A 21,424-nucleotide genomic window follows, 5' to 3' on the forward strand; every position below is an offset into this window, starting at 1 on the left:
GCCGCGCTTGAAAATAGCCCCCGAAACTCAAAAGAGGCGGCTCCGCCGTCCACCCACAGCACCCCAGGGAGAAATTCATGAAGTCCATCTTGCATCCGCTGCGCGCAGCGCTAGTCTCGTTGTGCGCCGCCTCGGCCCTTGCCGCGGCACCCGTTGCCAGCGCGGCCGACTATCCGGCCCGCAGCATTTCGCTGATCGTCGGCTATCCCGCAGGCGGCAGCCTGGACCTGACCGCGCGCCTGCTGGGCGAAGAACTGGGCAAGCGCCTGGGCCAGACGGTTGTGGTCGAGAACGTCGGCGGCGCCGGCGGCACCATCGGCGCGCAGCGCGTGGCCCGCGCCGCGCCAGACGGCTACACCATCTTTTTGGGCTCCACCAACGAAATGGTGATCGCCCGCATGATCAACACCGCGGTCAAGTACGACAGCGCCAAGGACTTCACGGCGCTGGGCATCGTGGCCTCGCAGCCGATGCTGCTGGCCGCCAGCAAGAACTCCGGCGTGAAGACCGCCGCCGAATACCTGGAAAAGCTCAAGGGCGCCGCGCCCGGCACGTTCAACTACGGTTCGTCGGGCGTGGGCACGACCCTGCACCTGGCGGGCGAGATGATCAACCAGGCCACCGGCACCCGCGCCGAACACGTGCCTTACCGCGGCGTGTCGCCGCTGGTCACGGACCTGATGAGCGGCCAGCTGGATTTCGGCATGCTGGTGCTGTCCTCGGGCTTGCCGCAGGTCCGCAGCGGCAACATCGTCGCGCTGGGCCTGACCGAGAACAAGCGTTCGCCCGCCGCGCCCGAGATCGCGCCGCTGGCCGCCACCAAGGGTTTCGAGTCCGTCGACATCAACCTGTGGTTTGCGCTTTACGGCCCGGCAGGCCTGCCCGAGCCGGTCGTGACCAAGCTGCGCGCTGCGCTGGATGAATCGCTGAAGTCCGACACCTTCCGCGCCAAGATGCAGGACGCGGGCGGCGAAGTCGCCAAGCCGGGCGTGGATCCGGTGGTCTTCCAGGCGGAAGAAACCAAGAAGTACGCCGCGCTGGTCAAGGCCGCCAAGATCGAGGCGCAATAACGCCGCACGGCACATCACGACATCGAAAGACCCTCGCAGCACACGGATATCACCATGCAATTCAAGCTTCCCGTTCCCGACATCGCCACCGAGCGCGCAGGCAATACCGACACGCCCGGCGTGTGGCACTTTGATTCGGGCGTTCCGGGACGGGCGCTCATGGTGAGCGCGCTGGTGCATGGCAACGAGCTGTGCGGTGCCTGGGCGCTGAAGGACCTGCTGGCGTCGGGCCTGCGGCCGCGCCGCGGCAGCCTGACGCTGGCCTTCTGCAATCTTGATGCGTTCGACCGCTTCGATGCGGCGAATCACGATGCCTCGCGATTCGTGCAGGAAGACATGAACCGCGTCTGGAGCGCCGAGCGCCTGGACAATCCCACCACGCCCGACCGACAGCGCGGCGCGGCGCTGCGTCCGTGGGTGCGGCGCGCCGACTGGCTGCTGGATCTGCATTCGATGCACGAGCCGGGGGCGCCGCTGCTGTTGACGGGGGTGTTGCCGCGCAATATCGCGCTGGCCCGCCGCCTGAAGGCGCCGCAGCACGTGATCGTGGATGCCGGCCACAAGGACGGCGTGCGCATGCGCGACTTCGAGCACTTCGGCGATCCGGCCCGGGAAGACGCCTGCGCGCTGCTGATCGAATGCGGCTTTCATGGCGACCTGTCGTCGCGCGAGGTGGCGCGCGACATGGTGGCGCGGATGCTGGTGGAGTCGGGCGTGGCGGATCGGTCCGACCTGCCCGAAGGCTGGCTGCTGCCGGACCCGGCGCAGCAGCGCGTGCTGGAGGTGACGGACGCCGTGGTGGCGCCGTCCATGAACGTGCGTTTTGCGGGCCCCTGGTCGGGACTGGAAACGTTCGAGAAGGCCGGATCGCCCATCGGCTGGGCTGACGAGCAGCCGATTGTCACACCGTACGACAACTGCACGCTGATCATGCCGTCGCTGCGGCAGTTGAAGCCCGGCGTGACGGTGGTCAGGCTGGCCCGCGATTACGCGGGCTGAGCGGACCGCAGACTTCCGCGGTCTTTACTGCCAGGTTCTTTACTTCTGCGGCGTGTAGCGCAGCTCGTCGAGCTGGTAGCCTTGCGCCGTGGCGGCAGCCAACGCCTTGTCCAGTTCTTCCTTGGGCAGTTGCGGCGAGCGCGACAGGATCCACAGGTACTTGCGGTCGGGCGTGCCGACGACAGCCCAGCGGTACTCCGGATCCAGGCCGATCACCCAGTAGTCGCCCTTGAACGGCTTGAAGAACGTGACTTCGAGCTTGGCGTTGTTGCTGCCTTCAACCACGGTGGCCGTGCCCGAGGCAGAATCGATATCCCCGTCCTTGGTGCGGCAGCGATTGTTCACGCCGATCGTGCCGTCCGGATGCGCGGTGTATTCCGCCGTGGTGTCTCCCACGCAATTGCGTTGGAAGAACATGGGGAAGTTGGCGATTTCGTACCACATCCCGACATAGCGTTTCAGGTCTACGGATTCCACGGTCTGCATGGGGGGCGGCGCGGCGTGGGCAATGCCCGCCACACTGGCCGCCAGGGCCAGCAGGAATGTTGCGGTGCGGCGCATGAAGAAAACCTCCTGATGTGACTGGTAAGGCTGGCGCCGGCCGCCGTATGGCGCGCGGCGCAACCCGAGCCCTAACGATACGCCTTATTTGCGCGGCGCTTTCAGCGCGGCGTGATAGCGCGCGACGTAGGTGTCGAAATCTTCAGTGTCCGACTGCTCCAGCCGTAGCTGTTCGGCGGTGGACTGCGCCGCGGCTTGCTGGTAGGCCGCGGCCACGTCGGCCGGCAGCGGTTCGGCGCGCAGGGCATCGGCCTGCTTGCGGCTCAGCGCCAGCGAGTAATCGTGGAACGAAAGACCGCTGTCCTTCAGGTCGGCCAGCAGGCGCGCCGACGGCGTCGCGTCCGGCTGGTCGAGCTTGGCGCGTTGCGCGGCCAGCGCGTCGGCATAGGCGGTGCCGCCCAGCGCGCTGTCGTACAGCGCGGCGTACGGCGCGATCCGGTCGAGCAGTTCGTGGCCCCATTGCGCAAGGCCGATCGACTGGCCTTCGCGGTCCAGCATGAGGCCGGGCTTGCGGCCTTCCTTGACGACCACCGAGAAGTTGTCGGCGCTGCGCTGACAGTAGCCATTGGCAGGAAAGAAGGGGCTGTCCGAGGCGGTGCAGAACAGGAGAAAGGCGTCGACGAAGCGCGCGGTGGCCGCGTCGATGCCCACCGGCGAATACGGGTCGATGTCCAGGCAGCGCACTTCGACGTACTGCACGCCGCGCTCGGCCAGCGCGGTGATGGGGCGCTCGCAGCGGCCGGTGGCGCGCTTGGGACGGATGCTGGAGTAGTACTCGTTTTCGATCTGCAGCACGTTGGTGTTGAGCTGGATCCATTCACCGTTGCGATGCGTGCCGATCTTCTGGTATTCGGGCCAGGGCTGCGTCACGGCGCTGTACAGGCGGCCAAGGAAGGTGTCCAGGTCGTTGTAGCAGAGCTTGAGCTGCGACTGCGCCTTGTTCTGGTAACCCAGGTCGCTCATGCGCAGGCTGGTGGCGTAGGGCAGGTACAGCGTGTGGTCGCCCAGCTTTTCCAGCTGATGGTCCTGGCCTTGCAGGAAATCGCTGGCCAGCGCCGGGGCCGAGCCGAACAGGTACATCAGCAGCCACGAGTAGCGCGTGAAGTTGCGGATCAGGCCAATGTAGCCGCGCGAGCGGCGGTCTTGTGCGGAGCCGGGCTGCGTGTCCAGCACGGACCACAGGTCTTCGGGCAGCGAGAAGTTGTAGTGCACGCCGGCGATGCACTGCATCGTCTTGCCGTAGCGTTCGGCAAGACCGCGGCGGTACACGTGCTTGAGCATGCCGGTGTTGGACGTGCCGTACCAGGCGATGGGGATGTCAGGCTCCGGCGGCAGCGTGGCCGGCATGGACTGGTTCCAGATCAGCTCGTGGTCCAGCACGCCGTAGACGTGGCGGTGCGTATCGGCAAGCTCGGCCAGCAACGCGTCCACGTCCTGGTGCGTGCCCGTGATGAGTTCGAGCAGCGATTCGGAATAATCGGTGGTGACGTGTTCGTTGGTCAGCGCCGAGCCCAGCCCGGCGGGGTGCGGCGTGCGGGCCAGGATGCCCTGTTCGTCCACGCGCAGGCCTTCTTTCTCGATGCCCCGCAGGGTCTGGGTCAGCAGCGAGCGGTTGGCCTCTAGGCGGGCGAGGCGGTTGGCGGCAGTATCGGTCACGGATTGTTCTCGTTGGGGGCTGTCGCCGGATTTTACGGGGTGCTGGCCTCCTGTGCTTCGGGAACCAGTACTGGGGACAGGGACAATGCCTGGGCGGTGCGCGCCAGCCATTCGTCCAGGTCAGCATAGACCGGATCGGCGATGGGGGCGGCTTCGTTGAAGATCTCGTGCCAGGCCGTGTCGTACCAGCGCAGGGTAAGGAGTTCGGCGGGCGCCCGCTGGGCGAATTGGCGGCTGCCTTCGGCCGCCACGATGGCATCGTCGCCGGCCACCATCAGCAGGGTGCGGCAGGGCAGCAGACTGGCCTCGCGCAGGGCTTGCTGGCCGGCTTCGTCGACAAAGCGCGCCAGGCGGCCGGTCATGCGGCGCCGCACCAGGGGATCGGCGCGGTAGGCCTTCACCACGGCCCGGTCGTGCGAGATGCGGGCCGGCGCCAGGCCGTGCGGCACGCGCAGGTCGGGGGCGTGCAGGGACATCCATGTGAGGGTGCGGCGCACCCACAGCGGCACGTTGACGGCAAAGGGCGGCGAACTGAGCACCAGGCCGTCCAGGTCGGCCAGACGGCGCTGCGCGATGCGCACGGCGACCAGGGCGCCCAGGCTGTGGCCCAGCAGGATGGGCGGGCGGCCGCAGCGCTGTGTCCAGGCGCGCAGCCGATCCACGGCATCGGTGACCAGGTCTTCCTGGTCGCGCAGGGTGGCGGCATGCCCGCCCGAGCGGCCGTGGCCGCGGTGGTCGTGCGCACCCACGTCCCAGCCCCGGGCGGTCAGCCAGCGCGCCAGCCGGTCGTAACGCCCGGCGTGCTCGCTCAAACCGTGCAGCAGGTAGATGCTGGGGCGGGCCATCCCGGGGCGGGCCATCCCGGGGCGGGCCATCCCGGGGCGGGCCATCCCGGGGCCGGCCGTCTCCGGGCGGGCCTCGGAGTCCTCCAATCCGGCGATCGGGGGCGGCACGTTGGGGGCGGCGGGCCAGGAATAATTGGCGAGCGGGGTGCCGTCGGGCGCGGGGGCCATGGAAATCGGCGACAATTTCTGAATTCCTCGAAATGACTGGACCCTGTGGGTTCTCGGGTAATGACGATTTCATCGCTGTTTCGTTTCATGTTCAAGAAAGCGGGCGTTTTTTTGGCGCTGGCGCTGGCGTTGGCGGCTTGCTCGCCCAGTTACAACTGGCGCGAGATGGATGTGGCCGATGGCCACGTCCGCGCGGCGTTTCCTGCCCGCGTCTCGACCGAAACGCGCGATCTGAAGCTGGACACGCACGCCTTGCAGTTCACGCTTGCCAGCGCGACCGTTGGCGAAGCCGTGTTCGCCGTGGGATCGTCGCCCCTGCCGCCCGAGATCGCGGCCAGCCCCGCGGCCCGGCAGGCGCTGGGCATGGCCCTGATGCGATCGCTCTACACCAACATGCAGGCGCCGCCGCCCTCGGAATGGCCGCCCTACGGCGAGACGATCGAGGTGCGCGGCAAGGCGGTGGGCAAGCCCGGATGGCTGCAGGCCAGGGTGTGGGTGACCGACACCATGCTGATCGAGGCGGTGGCCGCCGGCACCGAGGAAAGCCTGCCCGCCGAGCGTGCGCGCGAATTCCTGCGGTCCGTCGTCATCAAGCCTTGAACTCGAGCAGCCCCAGCCGCAGCGCCGCCACCACGGCAGCGCGCCGGCCCCGCACGCCAAGCCGGTTGCACGCGTTGCGCAGGTGGAAATTCACCGTGCTTTCGCTGACGCCCAATATGCGGGAGGTTTCCCAGCTGGTCTTGCCCGCGGCCGACCATTTCAGGCAGGCGGCCTGCCTGTCGGACAGATGCAAGGCGGCGCTTCGGACCGGACTGCGGTCGGCGCTGCGATCGGCGCAACGCGATGAGTGGGCAAGACTGCGCATCGGTGTGGCGGACATGGCGGCGAGGACGGGATGGCCCTTTTGTGAACAATGCGCCCATGCTGCTGCGACCGCCCCAGCGGGGGCAAGCAATGATGCCGTGACGCATCAATCTTTTTATCTCTGACGGAATAGTCCATGTTGGCCATCGCGCAGTTCTACCTGTCAGCCATTGTGCTGATGCTGCCCCTGCTTTCCTGCGTGGGAATCGGGCTTTTCTGGGGCAAGCGCGATCTTCCCTTCGGCGGCAACTTCATCACCACGCTGGTGACGTCCGTCACCACGCCCGCGCTGGTGTTTCATACCTTCGTCACCACCCATCTGGACGACCGGGCGCTGGCCGACGTGGCGGCCGCAACGCTGATCGCCCTGCTGCTGTGCGCGCTGATCAGCGCGGCGCTGCTCAAGGCCTGGAAGCTGCCCGTGCTGAGCCTGCTGCCCACGGCGTTCCTGCCCAATGCCGGCAACCTGGGGCTGCCCATTTCGCAACTGGCCTTCGGCGATGCGGGGCTGTCCGTCGCGGTGGCGTTCTTTGCCGTGAATTCCTTTGTGATGCACACGATCGCGGTGCGCATGCTGCCCGGCGTGAACACCAAGGGAAGCTGGAAGAGTCCGATCCTGCTGGCCTCCGTGGTGGCGGTGGCGCTGCGCCTGCTGAACATTCCGGTGCCCGCGTGGATCATCGAGACGGCGCGCATGCTGGGTGCGGTGACCGTCCCGCTGATGCTGTTGAGCCTGGGCCATGCGCTGGCGCTCATTCCGTCGAACGGCGTGCGCGACGGCGCCAAGGTCGCCGCGATCCGGCTGGTGGTGGGCCTGGCGACGGGGGGGGCGGTGGTGTGGGCGCTGAACCTGGAGCCGGTGCTGGCCGGGGCGCTGACGCTGCAGATGGCCATGCCGTGCGCGGTGGTCAGCTACATGTACGCGCGGCGCTACACGCCGCTGGGCGACACCGCGGCGGGCGCCGTGCTGGTGTCCACCGTGGTGTTTCTGCTGCTGGCGCCGCTGATGCTGTGGTTCACCCACGGGCATTAAGCACGCGCATTAAGCACGGGCAATAAGCACCGGCATCAGGGCGCCCCGGCGACGGGTCAGCCCGCGCCGGCCAGCGTGCGCAATTGCGTCATCAGCGCATCGGGCAAATCCAGTCCGTGCTTGACGGCCTCGTCGCGCAGCTTGCGGCGGCGCTCGCCCGGCAGGCGCACGTCCTCGTCTTCAAGCATCGCATCGACCAGCGTTTCCACGCGTTCCAGGTATACGTCGTTGCCCGCCAACGCATTGGGGTCGATCGCCATGAACGCCTGTCCCAGCCGCGCCGGGCCGCCTTCGTCCACGAAGAACGACTCGTTCTCGTAGCCGAAGCGCGCGCCGGTCAGCGCGCAGGCCATGAGTTCCACGATGAGGGCCAGCATCGCGCCCTTGACGCCGCCCGCGGGCAGCATGCTGCCGGCCAGGCCCGCCTTCGGATCGGTGGTCGGCTGGCCGTCCGCGTCCAGCGCCCAGCCCAGCGGGATCGGCTGGTTGTCGCGCGCCGCGATCATGAGCTTGCCGCGCGCCACCTGCGACAGCGACAGGTCGATGACCAGCCGCGCGCCGCCACGGCGCGGGAAGATCGCCGCGATGGGGTTGGTGCCGAACAGCGGGCGCTTGCCGCCCCATGCGGGCATGGCGGCGGGCGAATTGCTGAGCGCCAGCCCCACCATGCCGGCGTCGGCCAGGGCTTCCAGGTGGTAAGCGGCCTCGCCGAAATGATGGCTGTTGGCCACGCCGACGAACGCCACGCCATGTTCGCGGGCGCGCACGGTGGCCTGCTCGACCGCCATGCCGCAAGCGGGGAAGGCCAGGCCCGAGCCGGCATCGATCAGCGCCGCGCCGCCGCGTTCGTTCAGGATGCGCGGCACGGCCGAGCCGATGGCGCGGCCGGTGCGCAGGTGGCCGGCGTAGAACGGCACGCGCGACAGGCCGTGGGAGCTGAGCCCCTGGCTTTCCGCGAAGACCAGCGCGCGGGCGGTGCTGTCCGCCATGACCGGGTTGGCGCCGGCGGCGGCAAGACCCGCCGCGGCCAGGTGTTGAAGTTCGTCCAGATAGATGTGAGCCATATCCTTCCTGTCGTGTGAGGCGCGCCGCGCCTCGTCAGCGTGCGCGGGCGTCAAGCGCCATTGTCACACCGGCGGCTACCATGTCGGAAACGAGCGTGTTGGCCTCTTGCGTGAGGCCGGCGATGTGCGGCGTGAGGATCAGGTTCGGCGCGTCGGCCAGCGGGCTGCCCGCGGGCAGGGGTTCCTGCTCGAAGACGTCCAGCGCGGCGCCGCGCAGCCGCCCGGCGCGCAGCGCGGCCGCCAGCGCGGCCTCGTCCACGATGCCGCCGCGCGACGTGTTGATGAGGATGGCGCCGGGGCGCATGCGCGCGATGCGCGCCGCGTCCAGCAGGTGACGGGTCTCGGGCGTGAGCGGCACATGCAGCGTCACGACGTCCGCCTGGCCCAGCAGCTCGTCCAGGGCCAGCGGCTCGGCGCCGGCTTCCTGCCACGCGGGATGCGCGGCCGGCAGGGCCGCATCGCTGCCCACGATGCGCATGCCCAGCCCGCGCGCAAGCTGGGCGGCCAGCCGGCCGACGCCCCCGAATCCCACCACGCCCAGCGTGCGGCCGTGCGACTCCAGCCCCTGCGACAGCGCAGTGCGCGGCCAGGCGCCGGCCGCGACGTCCGCCGTGGACGCATAGGCGCCGCGCAACAGTGACAGCATGGTGCCGATGACATACTCGGCCACGGCGCGGGCGTTGGCGCCCGTGGCCGGAATGACCTTGATGCCGCGCGCCTCGCAGCCCGCCAGATCGATGTTGTCCAGCCCCACGCCCAGCCTGCCCACCGCCACCAGGCGCGGCGCCGCCGCCAGCAGTTCGGCGTTCACCTGGCTGCGGTTGCGCACGATGAGGGCGTCGGCATCCGCGGCGGCTTCAAGCAGCGCGGCGCGCTGCTCCACCAGCTCGGGGGCGTAGCGCACGTCGAACCGCTGCCGCAAGGCATCGACGGCGGGCGCGTCCATGAACTCCGAAATCAATACTCGCATCTGCCGGACTCCTCTTTATGGTGGGCAGGGCGGCCGCCTCAGGCGACCTGGATGTTGGCGTCGCGGATGATCTTGGCCCAGCGGTCGACCTCGGACTTCAGGTACGCGCCGAACTCCTTGGGGCCGCGCGGCTGCGGCACGAAACCCAATTGCAGCAGGGCCTGCTGCATGGCGGGCTGCGAGACCTGCTTGACGATGGCGTCGCCGATCCGCTGGACCAGTTCGGGCGGGGTGCCAGCGGGCGCGAGCACGCCGGTGAAGTTCTCGACGATCAGGTCCGGCAGGCCGGCTTCGGCCGTGGTGGGCAGATCGGGCAGGTCCTTGCTGCGTTCGCGCGTGGTGATCGCCAGGGCGCGCAGCGACCCGTTCTTCACATGCGCCAGCGACTCGGGATAGTTCGAGAACACCACATCCAGGTGACCGCCGATCAGGTCCGTGAGCGATGGCGCGCCGCCCTTGTAGGGCACGTGCATCAGCGGCACGCCGGTGAGCTTCTGATACAGCGCCAGCGTCAGGTGCGGCGGCGTGCCGTTGCCGCTGGAACCGGCCGACAGGGCCTTGGCCTTGGCGGCGCGCGCCAGGTCGTCCATGGACTTGATGTTGCTCTTGGCGTTGACGACCACCATGATGGGCGAGGACGCCAGCCCGGCGAGCGGCGTCAGGTCGCGGGTCAGGTCGTAGCCGGCCTTGCCCGCGAACAGCGTGGCGTTGGCCGCGTGCGACAGGGTGATGGCCAGCCACGTGTAGCCATCGGGCGCGGCGTGCGACACATGCGCCGCGCCGATGTTGGCGCTACCGCCCGGCTTGTTCTCGATCACCACGTTCCAGCGTTCGGCATCCGCCAGCGCCTTGCCCACCTGGCGCGCGGCCACGTCGGTCAGGCCGCCCGGCGGAAAAGGCACCACGTAGTTGATGGGACGCTCGGGCCATGCGCCTTTCTGGGCCAGCGCCCGTTCCCACGGGGTCAGTGCACAGAGGCCGGCGGCGCCCAGGGCGCCCAGCAGGCGACGGCGCTGCGCATCTTGCAGGGGGTAATGCGGTTCGCTACTCATCTGTCTTCCTCCTTGGGGATAACGCCCGGGTAGGAATGCGTACGCCTTTGCTGCCGCGGACTGCGCCCGGGTCTGCAGGTTCTTGTCGTTGATGTTGCGATGATGCCGCGAGGGACGGCCGGCGCGTTCTCCTTGGCGCGCCGGCCGGCATGCGCGCTAGGCGCTTTCGAAGATCCGCGTAAGGACGAATTCGCGGTGGCCCAGGGCCTCGGCCGAGGTCCACCGGCCATTGGCGGTGGCCAGCATGCACTCCAGCAGCTTGTCGCCGGCCTGGTTCAGGTCGATCTCGCGCTGCAAGAGGCCGCTGGTGTCCACGTCGATGTGTTCGGACATCGTGCGCACCGTGCGCGGATTGGCGCAGATCTTGATGACCGGCAGGATCGGGTTGCCGATGACGTTGCCCTGGCCGGTGGGGAAGAAGTGCACGGCGTAGCCCGAGGCGGCGCACAGCGTGACCATTTCCGCCGCGGCCGAGGACGAGTCCATGAACCACAAGCCGGGGCCGCCGGGGATCTCGGCCTTGTCGATCACGCCGTCAACGCGGCATTTCTTGCCGATCTTCTGGATATTGCCCAGCGCCTTTTCCTCGATGGTGGTCAGGCCCCCGGCGATGTTGCCCTTGGTGGGCTGGGATTCGGACAGGTCGCTGGTCTTCCAGCGGTCGATCATGGCCTGGTAGCGGTCGAACATGAACATGAAGCGCTCGCGCACGGCGTCGTTCGCGCAGCGCTCGGCGACGATGTGTTCGCCGCCGGTCAGTTCCGAGGTTTCGCCAAAGACCAGCGTGGAGCCCAGTTCATAGAGTTTGTCGAACGCATTGCCCACCGTGGGATTGGCGCCGCAGCCGGACGTGGTGTCGGATTCGCCGCACTTGGTGGAGACCCACAGATCGGAGATGGGGCATTCGCTGCGCGTGAGCGCGGTGGCGTAATGCACGTATTCCTTGGCGCAGCGGGAGGCGCGCATGATGGTGTCGTGGTCGCCGTGCAGTTCGATGGAAAAGCCCATGACCGGCTTGCCGGTGGCGGCAATGCCGTCGACGACGCGCTTGGTCCAGCCTTCCTCGATGCCGATCACGACCACGGCGGCCACGTTGGGGTTACAGCCGGTGCCGATCAGCGTGCGAAAGTGCAGTTCCAGATCCTCGCCGAACTGCAGCCGGCCGTAAGGATGAGGCAGGGCGAGGGTGCCCTTGATATTGTTGGCGACGGCCTCGGCCGCGGCGTTGGAGATGTCGTCCACGGGCAGGACGATGACGTGGTTGCGCACGCCGACGCGGCCATTGTCGCGGCGATAGCCTTGGAAGGTGGTCTGGGCAGTGATGATGGACATGGTGGGTTCCTGTGCGATGGACGGGCGCTTACCAGCGCTTGGTCTTGATGTTGTGCACGTGGGCGTGCTGGCCGGCCTTGATGGGCGCCACCACGCGGCCGATATCGACGCCGTACTTGAAGACGGTGTCGCCCACGGCCATGTCCTTCATCGCGACCTTGTGGCCGATGGGAATGTCCTGCGACGCGCGCACATGGATGATCTTGTCCTCATCCATGATCCAGGCGTTCAGCTCCGTTCCGGCGGTCAGGCCCTCCACCACGGCGACCGCCACCGTGTCCTTCGCATCGTGCAATACGGCGTGAATCATTGTCTTCCTCTCTGGGGTCAGGGCGCCGCCCGGGTGCTGCCTGCGGCGCGGATCACAACGGCCAGGAAATCTTAGGCCCGGCTTTTTTCAAAGTCAACTAAATCATCTATATGAATTAGATGACTTGAGCGGGCGGCCGTTGCGCCGCTACACTGGAGGTCCTTGATTTTTGCGATGCACCCATGAACACCAGCCTGTCACCGACTGTGCCTTTGGGCAGTCCCTTGTACGAACAGGTCAAGCAGGCCGTGCTTGCCGCGCTGGCGCAAGGCGAGTGGAAGCAGGGCGAGGCGATTCCTCCGGAAAAGCATCTGGCCGAGCGGTTCGGCGTGTCGATCGGCACGCTGCGCAAGGCCATCGACGAGCTGGCCGCCGAGAACATCCTGGTGCGGCATCAGGGGCGCGGCACCTATGTTGCGGTGCATACGCGCAACCATCACTTCTTCAAGTTTTTCCGCATCGTCGGGCAGGACGGCAGCAAGTCCTATCCCACCACGGAACTGCTGCGCTTTCGCCGCGTGAAGGCCTCTGCAGTGGCGCGCGAAAAGCTGGCGCTGCCCGCTGGCGCGTACGTCTTTGAATTTCTGAATGTGCTGTCGCTCAACGGCGACGTGGTGATGGCCGACGACGTGTGCCTGCCCGAATCGCGCTTTCCGGGGCTGCTGGAAGCGCACCTGCGCGAGCGCACCAGCACGCTCTACGCGCTGTACCAGGACCTGTTCGGCGTCAACGTCATCGCCACCGACGAGCGGCTGCGGACCTGCCTGGCCGAGCGCACGCACGCGCGCTGCCTGGGCGTGGCCGAAGGCAGCGCGCTCCTGGAAATCCGCCGCATCGCGTTTTCCTATAACCGCCAGCCGGTGGAATGGCGCGTGTCGCGCGTAAACACCGAACGCTACGAGTACCTGGGACAGGAACCCTGGGAGGCCGGCGCCTGAGCCAGCCGCGGGGGGATTGCCGTCTTGCGCGCCGGGGCAATGCGCGGTTGTCGCGGCCCGTGCGGCTTGCTGCCCGTGTGCCAAGCAGTGCTAGAATTCCTGCCGCACTATCCAATTTTCGGCGCCGATTTGCCTGATCCGCTTGCGGGCGCCTTCCAATAAATCCAGCTAAAGAGGTCCGTATGACCACTCCTGCCCAGAATTTGGCCGGTGATTCGGCCAGCGGGTTCGTTCCCGCAACCGTCACGACGTCCGATACCGTTGATCCCGGTTCGGTCGGCCTCGTCTCCCCCACCTTCATCCGTTTCGATGAGCCGCTGCCCTTGCTGAGCGGCCAGTCGCTGGCGTCGTACGAGCTTGCGGTCGAAACCTACGGCACGCTCAATGCGCAGCGCACCAATGCCGTGCTCATCTGCCACGCGCTCAATGCCTCGCACCACGTGGCGGGGCAGGCCGCCGACAATCCCAGCGACCTGGGCTGGTGGGACAACATGGTGGGACCCGGCAAGCCGGTGGACACCAACATCTTCTTCGTGATCGGGGTCAACAACCTGGGCTCGTGCTTCGGCTCGACCGGGCCGGCCAGCATCAATCCCGAGACCGGCAAGCCGTGGGGCGCCGCGTTCCCGGTGCTGACGGTCGAAGACTGGGTGCGGGCGCAGGCGCGGGTGGCGGACCACTTCGGCATCGAGCGCTTCGCGGCCGTGATGGGCGGATCGCTGGGCGGCATGCAGGCCCTGAGCTGGTCGATCACCCTGCCCGAGCGCGTGGCCAACTGCATCGTCATCGCCAGCACGCCGCGCCTGTCGGCGCAGAATATCGGCTTTAACGAAGTGGCCCGGCGCGCCATCATTACCGACCCGGATTTCCACGGCGGCGACTACTACGCGCAGGACACCGTGCCGCGCCGCGGCCTGTCGGTCGCGCGCATGATCGGCCACATCACGTACCTGTCCGACGACGACATGGCCGAGAAATTCGGCCGCGCCCAGCGCGAGCCCGCCGAAAACGGCGCCTACCGCTACGGCTACGACGTCGAATTCGAGGTGGAGTCGTACCTGCGCTACCAGGGCGAAAAGTTCACGCGTTATTTCGACGCCAACACCTACCTGCTGATCACGCGCGCGCTGGACTACTTCGATCCGGCGCGCACCACGGGCGGCGACCTGGCCCGCGCGCTGGCGCCCGCCAAGTCCAACTTCCTGCTGGTGTCGTTCTCGACCGATTGGCGCTTTCCGCCGGAACGGTCGCGCGAGATCGTGCGCGCGCTGCTCAAGAACGCCAGCCCCGTCACGTACGCGGAAATCGACGCGCCGCACGGCCACGACGCCTTCCTGCTCGAAGACGCCCGCTACCACGCGGTCGTGCGCGGCTACTACGAACGCATCGCACGCGAGCTGGGCCTTGAGGCCCAGTTGACCGAAGGATCTTCCGAATGACTCCCGTGACCCCTCGCTATGCCCACGGCGCGCTGCGGCCCGACCTGGCGCGCATCGCCAGCTGGATCGAACCGGGCAGCCGCGTCCTGGACCTGGGCTGTGGCGACGGCGCCCTCTTGGCGCATCTGCGCGATCATCGCCAGGTCAAGGGCGCCGGCGTCGAGCTCGACGACACCTGCGTGATCGCCTGCGTGCGCCGCGGCGTCGAGGTCATCCAGCAGAACCTGGAAGACGGCCTGGCGCTCTTTGACGACAAGCAGTTTGACACCGTCGTCCTGTCGCAGACGTTGCAGTCCATGCACCGCACCGAACACATCCTGCGCGAAATGGCGCGGGTGGCTCGTTACGGCGTGGTGTCGTTTCCCAACTTCGGCTACTGGCCGCACGGCTGGGCCATCCTGCGCGGCCGCATGCCCGTGACGGGGCAGATGCCCTACCAGTGGTACAACACGCCCAACATCCACCTGTGCACGCTGCGCGACTTCGAACAGCTGGCCGGTGAAGTGGGCCTGCGCATCCTGGAGCGCGCCACGTTCAACGAAGGCAAGGAAGTGAAGGCGTTCCCCAGCTGGCGCAGCACGCTTGCGGTGTACCGCTTCGCATCCCCCTGACATTCCGACACGCATCCTCCTGACGGCGCGGGGCAACAGGCCCTAAAATGCCGGCACGCCCGCGGCCAGCACCTGCGACGCCGCCGGCCAAGTCTCAGGAGACCGTCATCACCGCTGTATCCAACGTCTACACCAGCCCGCGCGTTGCCCCCTTGCTGGTCCTGGGCTTTGCCAGCGGGCTGCCGCTGGCCCTGACCAGCGGCACATTGCAGGCCTGGGCCACCGTCGAAGGCGTGCCGCTGCAGGAAATCGGTTTCCTCACCCTGGTCGGCACGGCCTACACCATCAAATTTCTCTGGGCGCCGCTGGTGGACCGTTTCGCGCCGCCGCTGCTGGGCCGGCGACGCGGCTGGATGCTGGTCACGCAGGTGCTGCTGGCGGCGGCGATCCTGGCGATGGGCGCGCTGTCGCCGTCGGCGGCGCTGATGCCGCTGGCGCTCTTGGCCGTGCTGGTCGCCTTTCTTTCCGCCACGCAGGACATTGCCTTCGATGCCTATTGCACGGACGTGCTGCGCAAGGAGGAACGCGGGGCGGGCGCGGCCATCAAGGTCATGGGCTACCGGCTGGCCATGATCGTGTCGGGCGGCCTGGCGCTCATCATGGCGGACCAATGGATCGGGTGGGGCAACACCTACATGGTGATGGGCGGGCTGATGCTGCTGTGCGCGCTTGCCACGCTGTGGGCGCCCGAACCCGAACACGTCGCGCGCGCGCCCCGCAGCCTGCGCGAGGCGGTCGCCGAACCCCTGCATGAATTCTTCACGCGACGCGGCGCGCTGGCAGTGCTGCTGCTGATCGTGCTGTACAAGCTGGGCGACGCGTTCGCCGGCGCGTTGTCCACCACCTTCCTCATCCGCGGCGCGGGCTTCACGCCCACCGAAGTGGGTACGGTGAACAAGGTGCTGGGGCTGGCGGCGACGATCATCGGCGCGCTGGCGGGCGGGTCGCTGATGGCGCGGTGGGGGCTGTACCGGTCGCTGATGGCCTTTGGCCTCTTGCAGGCGGTGTCGAACCTGGCGTACTGGCTGATCGCGGTCAGTCCGAAGAATCTGTGGCTGATGGCCACCGGCGTGGGCATTGAAAACCTGTGCGGCGGGCTGGGCACGGCGTCTTTCGTTGGCCTGTTGATGGCCCTGTGCCGCCAGCGGTTTTCGGCCACGCAATTTGCGCTGCTGTCGGCGTTGTCAGCCGTGGGGCGCACCTACCTGGCCGGGCCGCTGACGCCGCCGCTGGTCAATCACCTGGGGTGGCCGGGGTTCTTCCTGCTGACGGTGGTGATCGCCATCCCGGGGCTGGTGCTGCTGAAGATCCTGCGCGGCACGATCGACACCATGGAAAAGCAGGGCGACGCGTAGCGCGTAAGTTGAAGGCAGACCAAAAAAAGGCGGCGCGTGGGCGCCGCCTTTTGCTTGGCCGGGATTACTCTTCGCCGCTCAGCCGCACGATCAGCACGTCGCTGGGCAGGGATTCCAGCAGCCGCTCGGCCACGCTGCCGATGGCGGTGCGCAGGATGCCGGTGCGGCCATGGGTGCCCGTGACGACCAGGTCGGAGCGATGGTTGAAGGAGTAATCGGCCAGCACGGTTTCGGGCTGGCCGGCTTCCAGCACCACCTTGGTCGGGCGGCCCTTTGGCAGTTCGGGCGTTTCGGCGATGAAGCGCTCGGCGCACTGCTCGGCGGTTCGGTAGAGGTTGTCCACGACCGCGTCGTCAGGCTTGGTCACGCCCTGGAACGGCACTTCGTAGGCATTGAACAAGGTGATGTCGGCATTGGGCACCAGTTGCAGCGCGGCGCGCAGCGCCTGGCGCGAGCCGTCCGAGAAGTCGGTGGCGACCAGCACGTCGCGGTAGGGGCGGCGCGGACGGTTCTTGACGACCAGCACGGGTTGGCGCGCCTGGCGGGCCAGTTTTTCGACGGTGGTGCCCAGCAGCAGCCGGCCCAGCGTTTCCTGGCGGGCAATGCCGGCCACGATCAGCGAGCAGCCGAAGGCGTCGGCGGTTTCCATGATGCTGGCGACGGGCTCGCCCTTGGTGACGACGACTTCGGCGGGCACGTTGGCGGCGGCCACGTCTTCGGCCAGTTCTCGTTCGACGAGGGCCTTGTGGTCGGGCGACAGGCGGCGCCATACCGGCGTGGTGAGCGGCGTGGCATGGGATTCCATGACATGCAGCATGATCAGCTTGGTGTTCAGTTCCTTGGTCAACTGCAAGGCGCGGTCGAGGGCTCGGTCGCCGCGCGCACTGAGGTCGGTGGCCAGAAGGATGGGGCCAACTTGCTGTGTCATACCTAATCTCCCGGTTACGGCCAGAGAGGCGGCTCCCGCGTCCGCGCTGCCTGGCCCAATAGCGCCCGGTCGGGCACGTCTCCATTGTCTCGCCGCGAAACGAGATGGGGCTTGATCGCAATCAACACAGCTCCGAGGGTACGGGATGATGCGCGCGCAGGCAATGGCGCGCCCGCCGGCAAGGCTCAATACAATGAGGCCTGCCAACGCTATCGCCCAACCCATGTTCACCGATCTTTCGCCCGCCCTGCTGCACACGCTGTACCTGGTCGCCATCGTCGCCGAAGCCATGACGGCGGCCCTTTCGGCGGGGCGGCGCGACATGGACTGGATGGGCGTCTGCATCATCGCGTGCGTGACGGCGCTGGGCGGCGGCTCGTTGCGCGACGTGCTGCTCGGGCACTATCCGCTGACGTGGGTCGTGCATCCCGAATATCTGTGGATGACGGGCGGCGCGGCGATCCTGACCGCGCTGATCGCGCCGGTCATGCGCCGGCTGCGCAGCGTGTTCCTCTTGGCCGATGCGCTGGGGCTGGTGGCTTTCACGGTGATTGGCTGCCAGGTGGCGCAGATGATGCAGTTGCCGATCACCGTGGTGCTGATCAGCGGCATGATCACCGGGTGCGCCGGCGGGGTGCTGCGCGATGTGCTCTGCAACGAGGTCCCGCTGCTGTTCCGCAAGGAGCTCTACGCCAGCGTGTCGCTGGTGACCGGCGCGCTCTATCTGGGCTCGATGGCGCTCGGGCTGTCGGCCAATGCGTCGGTGCCCATTGCGCTGGCGGCGGGTCTGACCATGCGCCTGATGGCCCTGCGCTTCAATTGGCAAATGCCCAAGTTCGTCTACCGCGACGACTGGCACTGATCCCCCGCATCCTCAGAAAACGCCGTCCCTCGCGGGCTGGCACACGGCCGTCTTTTGAGTGTGAAACATTATTTCTACTTGTGTTTCAAGAGATTTCGAGTATCTTGTCACGGTCTCATGTCATGCGTAGTCGCAGTAAAAGGGGAGCCGATTGGACGTCAAAGCGCCCGCCACGATTCCGTATTTCCTACAGGAACAGATTCGTGAGTTGATAGTGAACGGCACTATCCGGCCCGGACAGCCGTTACGGGAACAGGAACTGGAGCAGCGCTTCGGCACCAGCCGCAGCCCCATCCGGGAGGCGCTGCGCCTGCTGGAGCTGAGCGGCCTGGTCACGCACATCCAGCGCAAGGGCTTCCGGGTCACGCTCTATACCGAAACCCAGATCCGCCATCTGTACATGCTGCGTGCGGAACTGGAGGCGTATTGCATCCGGCAGGTCGCCGAGATGCCCGATGTCGGGCCGCTGGTGGCCGAACTTGGCACGTTGCACGAGGCCATCGTCGCCGCGATGGGCCGTCAGGACGCGCGCGGTTTCATCTCGGCCTCGCGCGACTTCTATCTGGCCGCGGCGCGCTACACCGGCAACGCGCCGTTGACCGGCATGCTCAGCAAACTGTACGAACAGATCGAACCGCTGGGCTACATGCTGGCCCGGCAATCGCTCGAAGCCAACACGATCCCGTCCTACACGGAAGGCATCATCCAGGCGCTCGGCAGCCGGGATTTCGACCGCGCGGCCGGACTGACCCGCAAGTACGTGGTGGAAGTGCTGCCGGAGATCCTGGGCGCTTACCGCGAGGCGTCGCTGGACGCCGCTTAGGAAGAGGCCTGCGCCTCGCGCCTTCAGGCGCGAGGCGGCGTGCGCACCTCGATGCCGGCCTGCGTCAAGGCGCGCCGGATGCCGTCGGCAAAGACCAGCGCATTGGGCTGGTCGCCGTGAATGCACAGGGTGTCGGCCTGCACCGGCACATCCTTGCCGTCAACCGACCGCACCAGGCCTTCGCGCGCCATGCGCACGACCTGTGCGACCGCGACGTCCACGTCCTCGATCATGGCGCCCGCGCGCGTGCGCGGCGTCAGCGAGCCATCGTCCTGATAGGAGCGGTCCGCGAAGACTTCGCTGGCGCACGCCAGGCCGATGGCGCGGGCCGCGTCGATCAGCTTGCTGCCGGCCAGTCCGTACAGGATCAGCGACGCATCCACATCCTTGACCGCCTGGCAGATCGCCTTTGCCAGCGGCCCGTCCTTGGCTGCCATGTTGTAGAGCGCGCCGTGCGCCTTCACGTGATGCAGGCGGGCGCCTTGCGAGGCCGCGACACCTGCCAGCGCGCCGATCTGATAGACGACGATGTCGTAGGCTTCGTCGGGGCTGATCTGGATGACGCGGCGGCCGAAACCGGCCAGGTCCTGCAGGCTGGGATGGGCCCCCAGCGCAACGCCCCGGGCCAGCGCGGCGGCCACCGTCTTGCGCATGGTGGCCGGATCGCCGCCATGGAAACCACAGGCAATGTTGGCCGAGCTGACGTACTGCAGCACGGCCGCGTCGTTGCCCATGGTCCAGGCGCCATAGCTTTCGCCCATGTCGCAGTTCAAGTCGATGCGGGTGGTCATGGCGGTTTCCTTTCTAGTTCAGCAGCGCGCGCAGCGGCGCAAGCGCGTCGTGCAATTGCGCAAACGCGCGTTCGCGCTCGCCGTCCAGGCGCTGCGCCTCGTCCAGCTCGATCCGCTGGAAACGCAGCACCTGGCCGGGCGCGGACTGCGCCAGCGCGGGCAGGTCCACGGTGGCGATCTGCGCGATCTTGGGATAGCCGCCGGTGGTCTGCCGGTCGGCCATGAGAATGATGGCTTCGCCGCCCGAGGGCACCTGCACGGTGCCAAAGCAGGCGGCCTCGGACAGCATCTGCCGCGGCTGATTCATGGTCAGCGGCCGGCCAAGCAGGCGGTAGCCCATGCGGTCGGACTGCGGACTGATACGAAATTCGGATTCCAAAAAGGCGCGGCGGCTGGATTGCGAGAATTCGGGCCAGTGCACGCCGGGCAGGAAGCGGATGAACTCGCGCTGCTTGTTGCCCAGCGCCGCGGGCAGGTACACGCGCACCTGCCACAGCGCCTTCTGCAAGGCGGCGGTATCGCAGTCCGGCGCCAGCGGGCGGCGCAGCGGAACGACGTCGCCCTTTGCCAGTGCGCGCCCCTGAAAACCGCCGAATCCGCTGCGCAGATAGGTGGTCTCGCTGCCCATGACGGACGTCAGCGCAAAACCGCCATGCACGGCCAGATACGCGCGCACGCCCGTTGCGGGCCGCGCCCCGAAGGCCAGCACGTCGCCGGGCCGCGCGATAAGCGGGCGCAACAGGGGAATGTCCTGGCCGTTCAGCGTGGCGCCCAGGTCGGCGCCAGCCAGCGCAAAGCAGGCCGGCGCGTCAAAGCGCAGCGTGGGGCCCGTCAGCGTGATCTCCAGCGTGGCCGGATCGCCTTCGTTGCCCGCCAGGGCATTGGCCAGCCGATGGGCGCGTTCGTCCATGGCGCCGGCCGCCGGAATGCCCTGATGCTGGTAGCCTTCGCGCCCGCGGTCCTGGAAGCTGGACAGCATGCCGGGTTTGATCACCGTCACGCTCATGGGCGGCTCCCCCGGATGCGGTCGAATTCGTCGGGCGTAATCGGCACGAACCGCACCGTGTCGCCGGGCTGCAGGAGCGCCGCGGGTTCGCGCGCGGGGTCGAACATGACGAGCGGGGTGGCGCCGATGATGTTCCAGCCGCCCGGCAGCCGGTTCGGGTAGATCACGGTTTGCCGGTTGGCGATGGCCACCGCGCCGGCGGGCACGGCGGTGCGCGGCGACGGACGGCGGGGAATGTTCAGTTTTTCGTCGTGCACGCCGAGATAGGCGTGGCCGGGCGCAAACCCCAGCATGAACACCATGCTGCGCGGTTCGCTGTGCAACCGGATGACGTCTTCGGGTTTGATTCGGGCCGCGCGCGCGGCCTCTTCCAGGTCGGGGCCGTGTTCGCCGCCATAGCAGACGGGGATGTCGACCTCGCGTCCCCCCGCGTCGGCGGTCGGGATGCCCTCGGCAAGCAGGGCCTGGATGTGCTCGGAGAGCGCCGCGTACGTGGGCCCTTCGCCATGTCCGCCCGGCCGGTAGTGCACGGCCACGGCGACGAAGGAGGGCACCACGTCGGTAACGCCCGGCAGCCGCGCGTCGCGCAGCTTGCGGGCCGCCGCCAGACAGGTCCGGCCAATGGCGGCATCGATGCGCTCGCCGAAGGAGACGATCAGGCAGCGGTCACCCTGGGGCAGGATGCGCCAGCGGGTTTCGGCCGGAGAAAGCGAATTGGAATTGACGTTCAACGGCACGAAACCTGTA

23 protein-coding genes and 1 riboswitch are annotated in these 21,424 nt (G+C 67.7%); of the genes, 10 read left to right on the forward strand and 13 right to left on the reverse strand.

The features are described from left to right. Nucleotides 1–77 precede the first annotated feature (77 nt). Complete coding sequence (locus V6V88_RS02035; RefSeq protein WP_062840269.1) at nucleotides 78–1,070, forward strand: tripartite tricarboxylate transporter substrate binding protein; 993 nt, start codon at nucleotides 78–80, stop codon at nucleotides 1,068–1,070. 54 nt (nucleotides 1,071–1,124) lie between these two features. Further along, the gene (locus V6V88_RS02040; RefSeq protein WP_280003916.1) at nucleotides 1,125–2,069 is read left to right on the forward strand and encodes a succinylglutamate desuccinylase/aspartoacylase family protein; all 945 of its coding nucleotides are present in this window, start codon (nucleotides 1,125–1,127) and stop codon (nucleotides 2,067–2,069) included. A gap of 39 nt (nucleotides 2,070–2,108) precedes the next feature. Here the strand turns inward: V6V88_RS02040 and V6V88_RS02045 are convergent, their stop codons facing one another. The 3 genes from V6V88_RS02045 to V6V88_RS02055 all read right to left on the reverse strand — a co-directional run bounded on the left by V6V88_RS02045 (nucleotide 2,109) and on the right by V6V88_RS02055 (nucleotide 5,314). Next, a complete protein-coding gene (locus V6V88_RS02045) occupies nucleotides 2,109–2,630 on the reverse strand; it encodes a lipocalin family protein (RefSeq protein WP_056327573.1) in 522 nt (173 codons plus the stop codon). 84 nt (nucleotides 2,631–2,714) lie between these two features. Beyond that, nucleotides 2,715–4,286: a glutamate--cysteine ligase gene (gshA, locus tag V6V88_RS02050; RefSeq protein ID WP_280003915.1), complete on the reverse strand. Its 1,572-nt coding sequence runs from the start codon at nucleotides 4,284–4,286 to the stop codon at nucleotides 2,715–2,717. A gap of 32 nt (nucleotides 4,287–4,318) precedes the next feature. Then, nucleotides 4,319–5,314: a lysophospholipase gene (locus tag V6V88_RS02055; RefSeq protein WP_338617529.1), complete on the reverse strand. Its 996-nt coding sequence runs from the start codon at nucleotides 5,312–5,314 to the stop codon at nucleotides 4,319–4,321. Nucleotides 5,315–5,359: 45 nt separating this feature from the next. Here V6V88_RS02055 and V6V88_RS02060 point away from each other — a divergent pair, with 45 nt between their 5' ends. After that, complete coding sequence (locus V6V88_RS02060; protein ID WP_280003913.1) at nucleotides 5,360–5,899, forward strand: hypothetical protein; 540 nt, start codon at nucleotides 5,360–5,362, stop codon at nucleotides 5,897–5,899. On the opposite strand, the gene V6V88_RS02065 is transcribed toward V6V88_RS02060, so the two are convergent. Beyond that, nucleotides 5,889–6,092: a helix-turn-helix domain-containing protein gene (locus V6V88_RS02065; RefSeq protein ID WP_056327570.1), complete on the reverse strand. Its 204-nt coding sequence runs from the start codon at nucleotides 6,090–6,092 to the stop codon at nucleotides 5,889–5,891. The genes V6V88_RS02060 and V6V88_RS02065 overlap by 11 nt on opposite strands. Before the next feature lie 207 nt (nucleotides 6,093–6,299). Between V6V88_RS02065 and V6V88_RS02070 the strand changes: the two genes are divergently transcribed. After that, a complete protein-coding gene (locus V6V88_RS02070; RefSeq protein WP_056327569.1) occupies nucleotides 6,300–7,196 on the forward strand; it encodes an AEC family transporter in 897 nt (298 codons plus the stop codon). 56 nt (nucleotides 7,197–7,252) lie between these two features. Here V6V88_RS02070 and V6V88_RS02075 read toward each other — a convergent pair whose 3' ends face one another. From V6V88_RS02075 to V6V88_RS02095, 5 genes are all read right to left on the reverse strand, one after another. Beyond that, nucleotides 7,253–8,260 (reverse strand): Ldh family oxidoreductase, encoded by a 1,008-nt coding sequence (locus V6V88_RS02075; protein ID WP_062840256.1) that lies wholly within the window; start codon nucleotides 8,258–8,260, stop codon nucleotides 7,253–7,255. Nucleotides 8,261–8,294: 34 nt separating this feature from the next. Continuing rightward, nucleotides 8,295–9,230 (reverse strand): NAD(P)-dependent oxidoreductase, encoded by a 936-nt coding sequence (locus V6V88_RS02080; RefSeq protein ID WP_338617533.1) that lies wholly within the window; start codon nucleotides 9,228–9,230, stop codon nucleotides 8,295–8,297. Between the two features lie 38 nt (nucleotides 9,231–9,268). Continuing rightward, the gene (locus tag V6V88_RS02085; RefSeq protein ID WP_338617535.1) at nucleotides 9,269–10,282 is read right to left on the reverse strand and encodes a tripartite tricarboxylate transporter substrate binding protein; all 1,014 of its coding nucleotides are present in this window, start codon (nucleotides 10,280–10,282) and stop codon (nucleotides 9,269–9,271) included. A gap of 156 nt (nucleotides 10,283–10,438) precedes the next feature. Further along, entirely contained in the window at nucleotides 10,439–11,614 is a 1,176-nt protein-coding gene (locus V6V88_RS02090) for a UxaA family hydrolase (RefSeq protein WP_338617538.1), read from the reverse strand. A gap of 28 nt (nucleotides 11,615–11,642) precedes the next feature. Next, entirely contained in the window at nucleotides 11,643–11,924 is a 282-nt protein-coding gene (locus V6V88_RS02095) for a UxaA family hydrolase (RefSeq protein ID WP_056327564.1), read from the reverse strand. A gap of 182 nt (nucleotides 11,925–12,106) precedes the next feature. Between V6V88_RS02095 and V6V88_RS02100 the strand changes: the two genes are divergently transcribed. The 4 genes from V6V88_RS02100 to V6V88_RS02115 all read left to right on the forward strand — a co-directional run bounded on the left by V6V88_RS02100 (nucleotide 12,107) and on the right by V6V88_RS02115 (nucleotide 16,267). After that, entirely contained in the window at nucleotides 12,107–12,862 is a 756-nt protein-coding gene (locus tag V6V88_RS02100) for a GntR family transcriptional regulator (protein WP_056327563.1), read from the forward strand. A gap of 111 nt (nucleotides 12,863–12,973) precedes the next feature. Next, nucleotides 12,974–13,055: riboswitch (SAM riboswitch) on the forward strand. Further along, entirely contained in the window at nucleotides 13,045–14,301 is a 1,257-nt protein-coding gene (locus V6V88_RS02105; protein ID WP_338617542.1) for a homoserine O-acetyltransferase, read from the forward strand. Its footprint overlaps the riboswitch before it by 11 nt. Beyond that, entirely contained in the window at nucleotides 14,298–14,912 is a 615-nt protein-coding gene (gene metW, locus V6V88_RS02110; protein ID WP_056327562.1) for a methionine biosynthesis protein MetW, read from the forward strand. The genes V6V88_RS02105 and metW overlap by 4 nt, the downstream gene beginning before the upstream one ends. A 47-nt stretch (nucleotides 14,913–14,959) precedes the next feature. After that, entirely contained in the window at nucleotides 14,960–16,267 is a 1,308-nt protein-coding gene (locus V6V88_RS02115; RefSeq protein ID WP_338617544.1) for a muropeptide transporter, read from the forward strand. Between the two features lie 64 nt (nucleotides 16,268–16,331). Here V6V88_RS02115 and V6V88_RS02120 read toward each other — a convergent pair whose 3' ends face one another. Further along, the gene (locus V6V88_RS02120; RefSeq protein WP_056327561.1) at nucleotides 16,332–17,195 is read right to left on the reverse strand and encodes a universal stress protein; all 864 of its coding nucleotides are present in this window, start codon (nucleotides 17,193–17,195) and stop codon (nucleotides 16,332–16,334) included. A gap of 223 nt (nucleotides 17,196–17,418) precedes the next feature. Here V6V88_RS02120 and V6V88_RS02125 point away from each other — a divergent pair, with 223 nt between their 5' ends. Next, on the forward strand, nucleotides 17,419–18,057 hold the full coding sequence (locus V6V88_RS02125; protein ID WP_056327560.1) for a trimeric intracellular cation channel family protein: 639 nt from the start codon (nucleotides 17,419–17,421) through the stop codon (nucleotides 18,055–18,057). Between the two features lie 151 nt (nucleotides 18,058–18,208). Then, the gene (locus V6V88_RS02130; protein ID WP_223574097.1) at nucleotides 18,209–18,880 is read left to right on the forward strand and encodes a GntR family transcriptional regulator; all 672 of its coding nucleotides are present in this window, start codon (nucleotides 18,209–18,211) and stop codon (nucleotides 18,878–18,880) included. A 23-nt stretch (nucleotides 18,881–18,903) separates the two neighbouring features. On the opposite strand, the gene V6V88_RS02135 is transcribed toward V6V88_RS02130, so the two are convergent. The 3 genes from V6V88_RS02135 to pxpB are packed head-to-tail and all read right to left on the reverse strand — an operon-like array spanning nucleotide 18,904 to nucleotide 21,408. Further along, entirely contained in the window at nucleotides 18,904–19,671 is a 768-nt protein-coding gene (locus tag V6V88_RS02135) for a 5-oxoprolinase subunit PxpA (protein ID WP_338617550.1), read from the reverse strand. 13 nt (nucleotides 19,672–19,684) lie between these two features. Then, a complete protein-coding gene (locus tag V6V88_RS02140; RefSeq protein ID WP_223574098.1) occupies nucleotides 19,685–20,677 on the reverse strand; it encodes a biotin-dependent carboxyltransferase family protein in 993 nt (330 codons plus the stop codon). Further along, a complete protein-coding gene (pxpB, locus tag V6V88_RS02145; RefSeq protein ID WP_223574099.1) occupies nucleotides 20,674–21,408 on the reverse strand; it encodes a 5-oxoprolinase subunit PxpB in 735 nt (244 codons plus the stop codon). Before pxpB ends, V6V88_RS02140 begins: the two co-directional genes overlap by 4 nt. Nucleotides 21,409–21,424: the final 16 nt, after the last annotated feature.

This window comes from Achromobacter sp. E1 (genome assembly GCF_037039475.1).
Taxonomy (GTDB): domain Bacteria; phylum Pseudomonadota; class Gammaproteobacteria; order Burkholderiales; family Burkholderiaceae_B; genus Achromobacter; species Achromobacter mucicolens.

Bases quoted from the DNA above. Each gene is read 5' to 3' on its own strand.
- V6V88_RS02035 (WP_062840269.1), top strand. From the start codon at position 78: ATGAAGTCCATCTTGCATCCGCTGCGCGCAGCGCTAGTCTCGTTGTGC.
- V6V88_RS02040 (WP_280003916.1), top strand. From the start codon at position 1,125: ATGCAATTCAAGCTTCCCGTTCCCGACATCGCCACCGAGCGCGCAGGC.
- V6V88_RS02045 (WP_056327573.1), bottom strand. From the start codon at position 2,630: ATGCGCCGCACCGCAACATTCCTGCTGGCCCTGGCGGCCAGTGTGGCG.
- V6V88_RS02060 (WP_280003913.1), top strand. From the start codon at position 5,360: ATGACGATTTCATCGCTGTTTCGTTTCATGTTCAAGAAAGCGGGCGTT.
- V6V88_RS02070 (WP_056327569.1), top strand. From the start codon at position 6,300: ATGTTGGCCATCGCGCAGTTCTACCTGTCAGCCATTGTGCTGATGCTG.
- V6V88_RS02075 (WP_062840256.1), bottom strand. From the start codon at position 8,260: ATGGCTCACATCTATCTGGACGAACTTCAACACCTGGCCGCGGCGGGT.
- V6V88_RS02080 (WP_338617533.1), bottom strand. From the start codon at position 9,230: ATGCGAGTATTGATTTCGGAGTTCATGGACGCGCCCGCCGTCGATGCC.
- V6V88_RS02085 (WP_338617535.1), bottom strand. From the start codon at position 10,282: ATGAGTAGCGAACCGCATTACCCCCTGCAAGATGCGCAGCGCCGTCGC.
- V6V88_RS02090 (WP_338617538.1), bottom strand. From the start codon at position 11,614: ATGTCCATCATCACTGCCCAGACCACCTTCCAAGGCTATCGCCGCGAC.
- V6V88_RS02095 (WP_056327564.1), bottom strand. From the start codon at position 11,924: ATGATTCACGCCGTATTGCACGATGCGAAGGACACGGTGGCGGTCGCC.
- V6V88_RS02100 (WP_056327563.1), top strand. From the start codon at position 12,107: ATGAACACCAGCCTGTCACCGACTGTGCCTTTGGGCAGTCCCTTGTAC.
- V6V88_RS02105 (WP_338617542.1), top strand. From the start codon at position 13,045: ATGACCACTCCTGCCCAGAATTTGGCCGGTGATTCGGCCAGCGGGTTC.
- metW (WP_056327562.1), top strand. From the start codon at position 14,298: ATGACTCCCGTGACCCCTCGCTATGCCCACGGCGCGCTGCGGCCCGAC.
- V6V88_RS02115 (WP_338617544.1), top strand. From the start codon at position 14,960: ATGCCGGCACGCCCGCGGCCAGCACCTGCGACGCCGCCGGCCAAGTCT.
- V6V88_RS02120 (WP_056327561.1), bottom strand. From the start codon at position 17,195: ATGACACAGCAAGTTGGCCCCATCCTTCTGGCCACCGACCTCAGTGCG.
- V6V88_RS02125 (WP_056327560.1), top strand. From the start codon at position 17,419: ATGTTCACCGATCTTTCGCCCGCCCTGCTGCACACGCTGTACCTGGTC.
- V6V88_RS02135 (WP_338617550.1), bottom strand. From the start codon at position 19,671: ATGACCACCCGCATCGACTTGAACTGCGACATGGGCGAAAGCTATGGC.
- V6V88_RS02140 (WP_223574098.1), bottom strand. From the start codon at position 20,677: ATGAGCGTGACGGTGATCAAACCCGGCATGCTGTCCAGCTTCCAGGAC.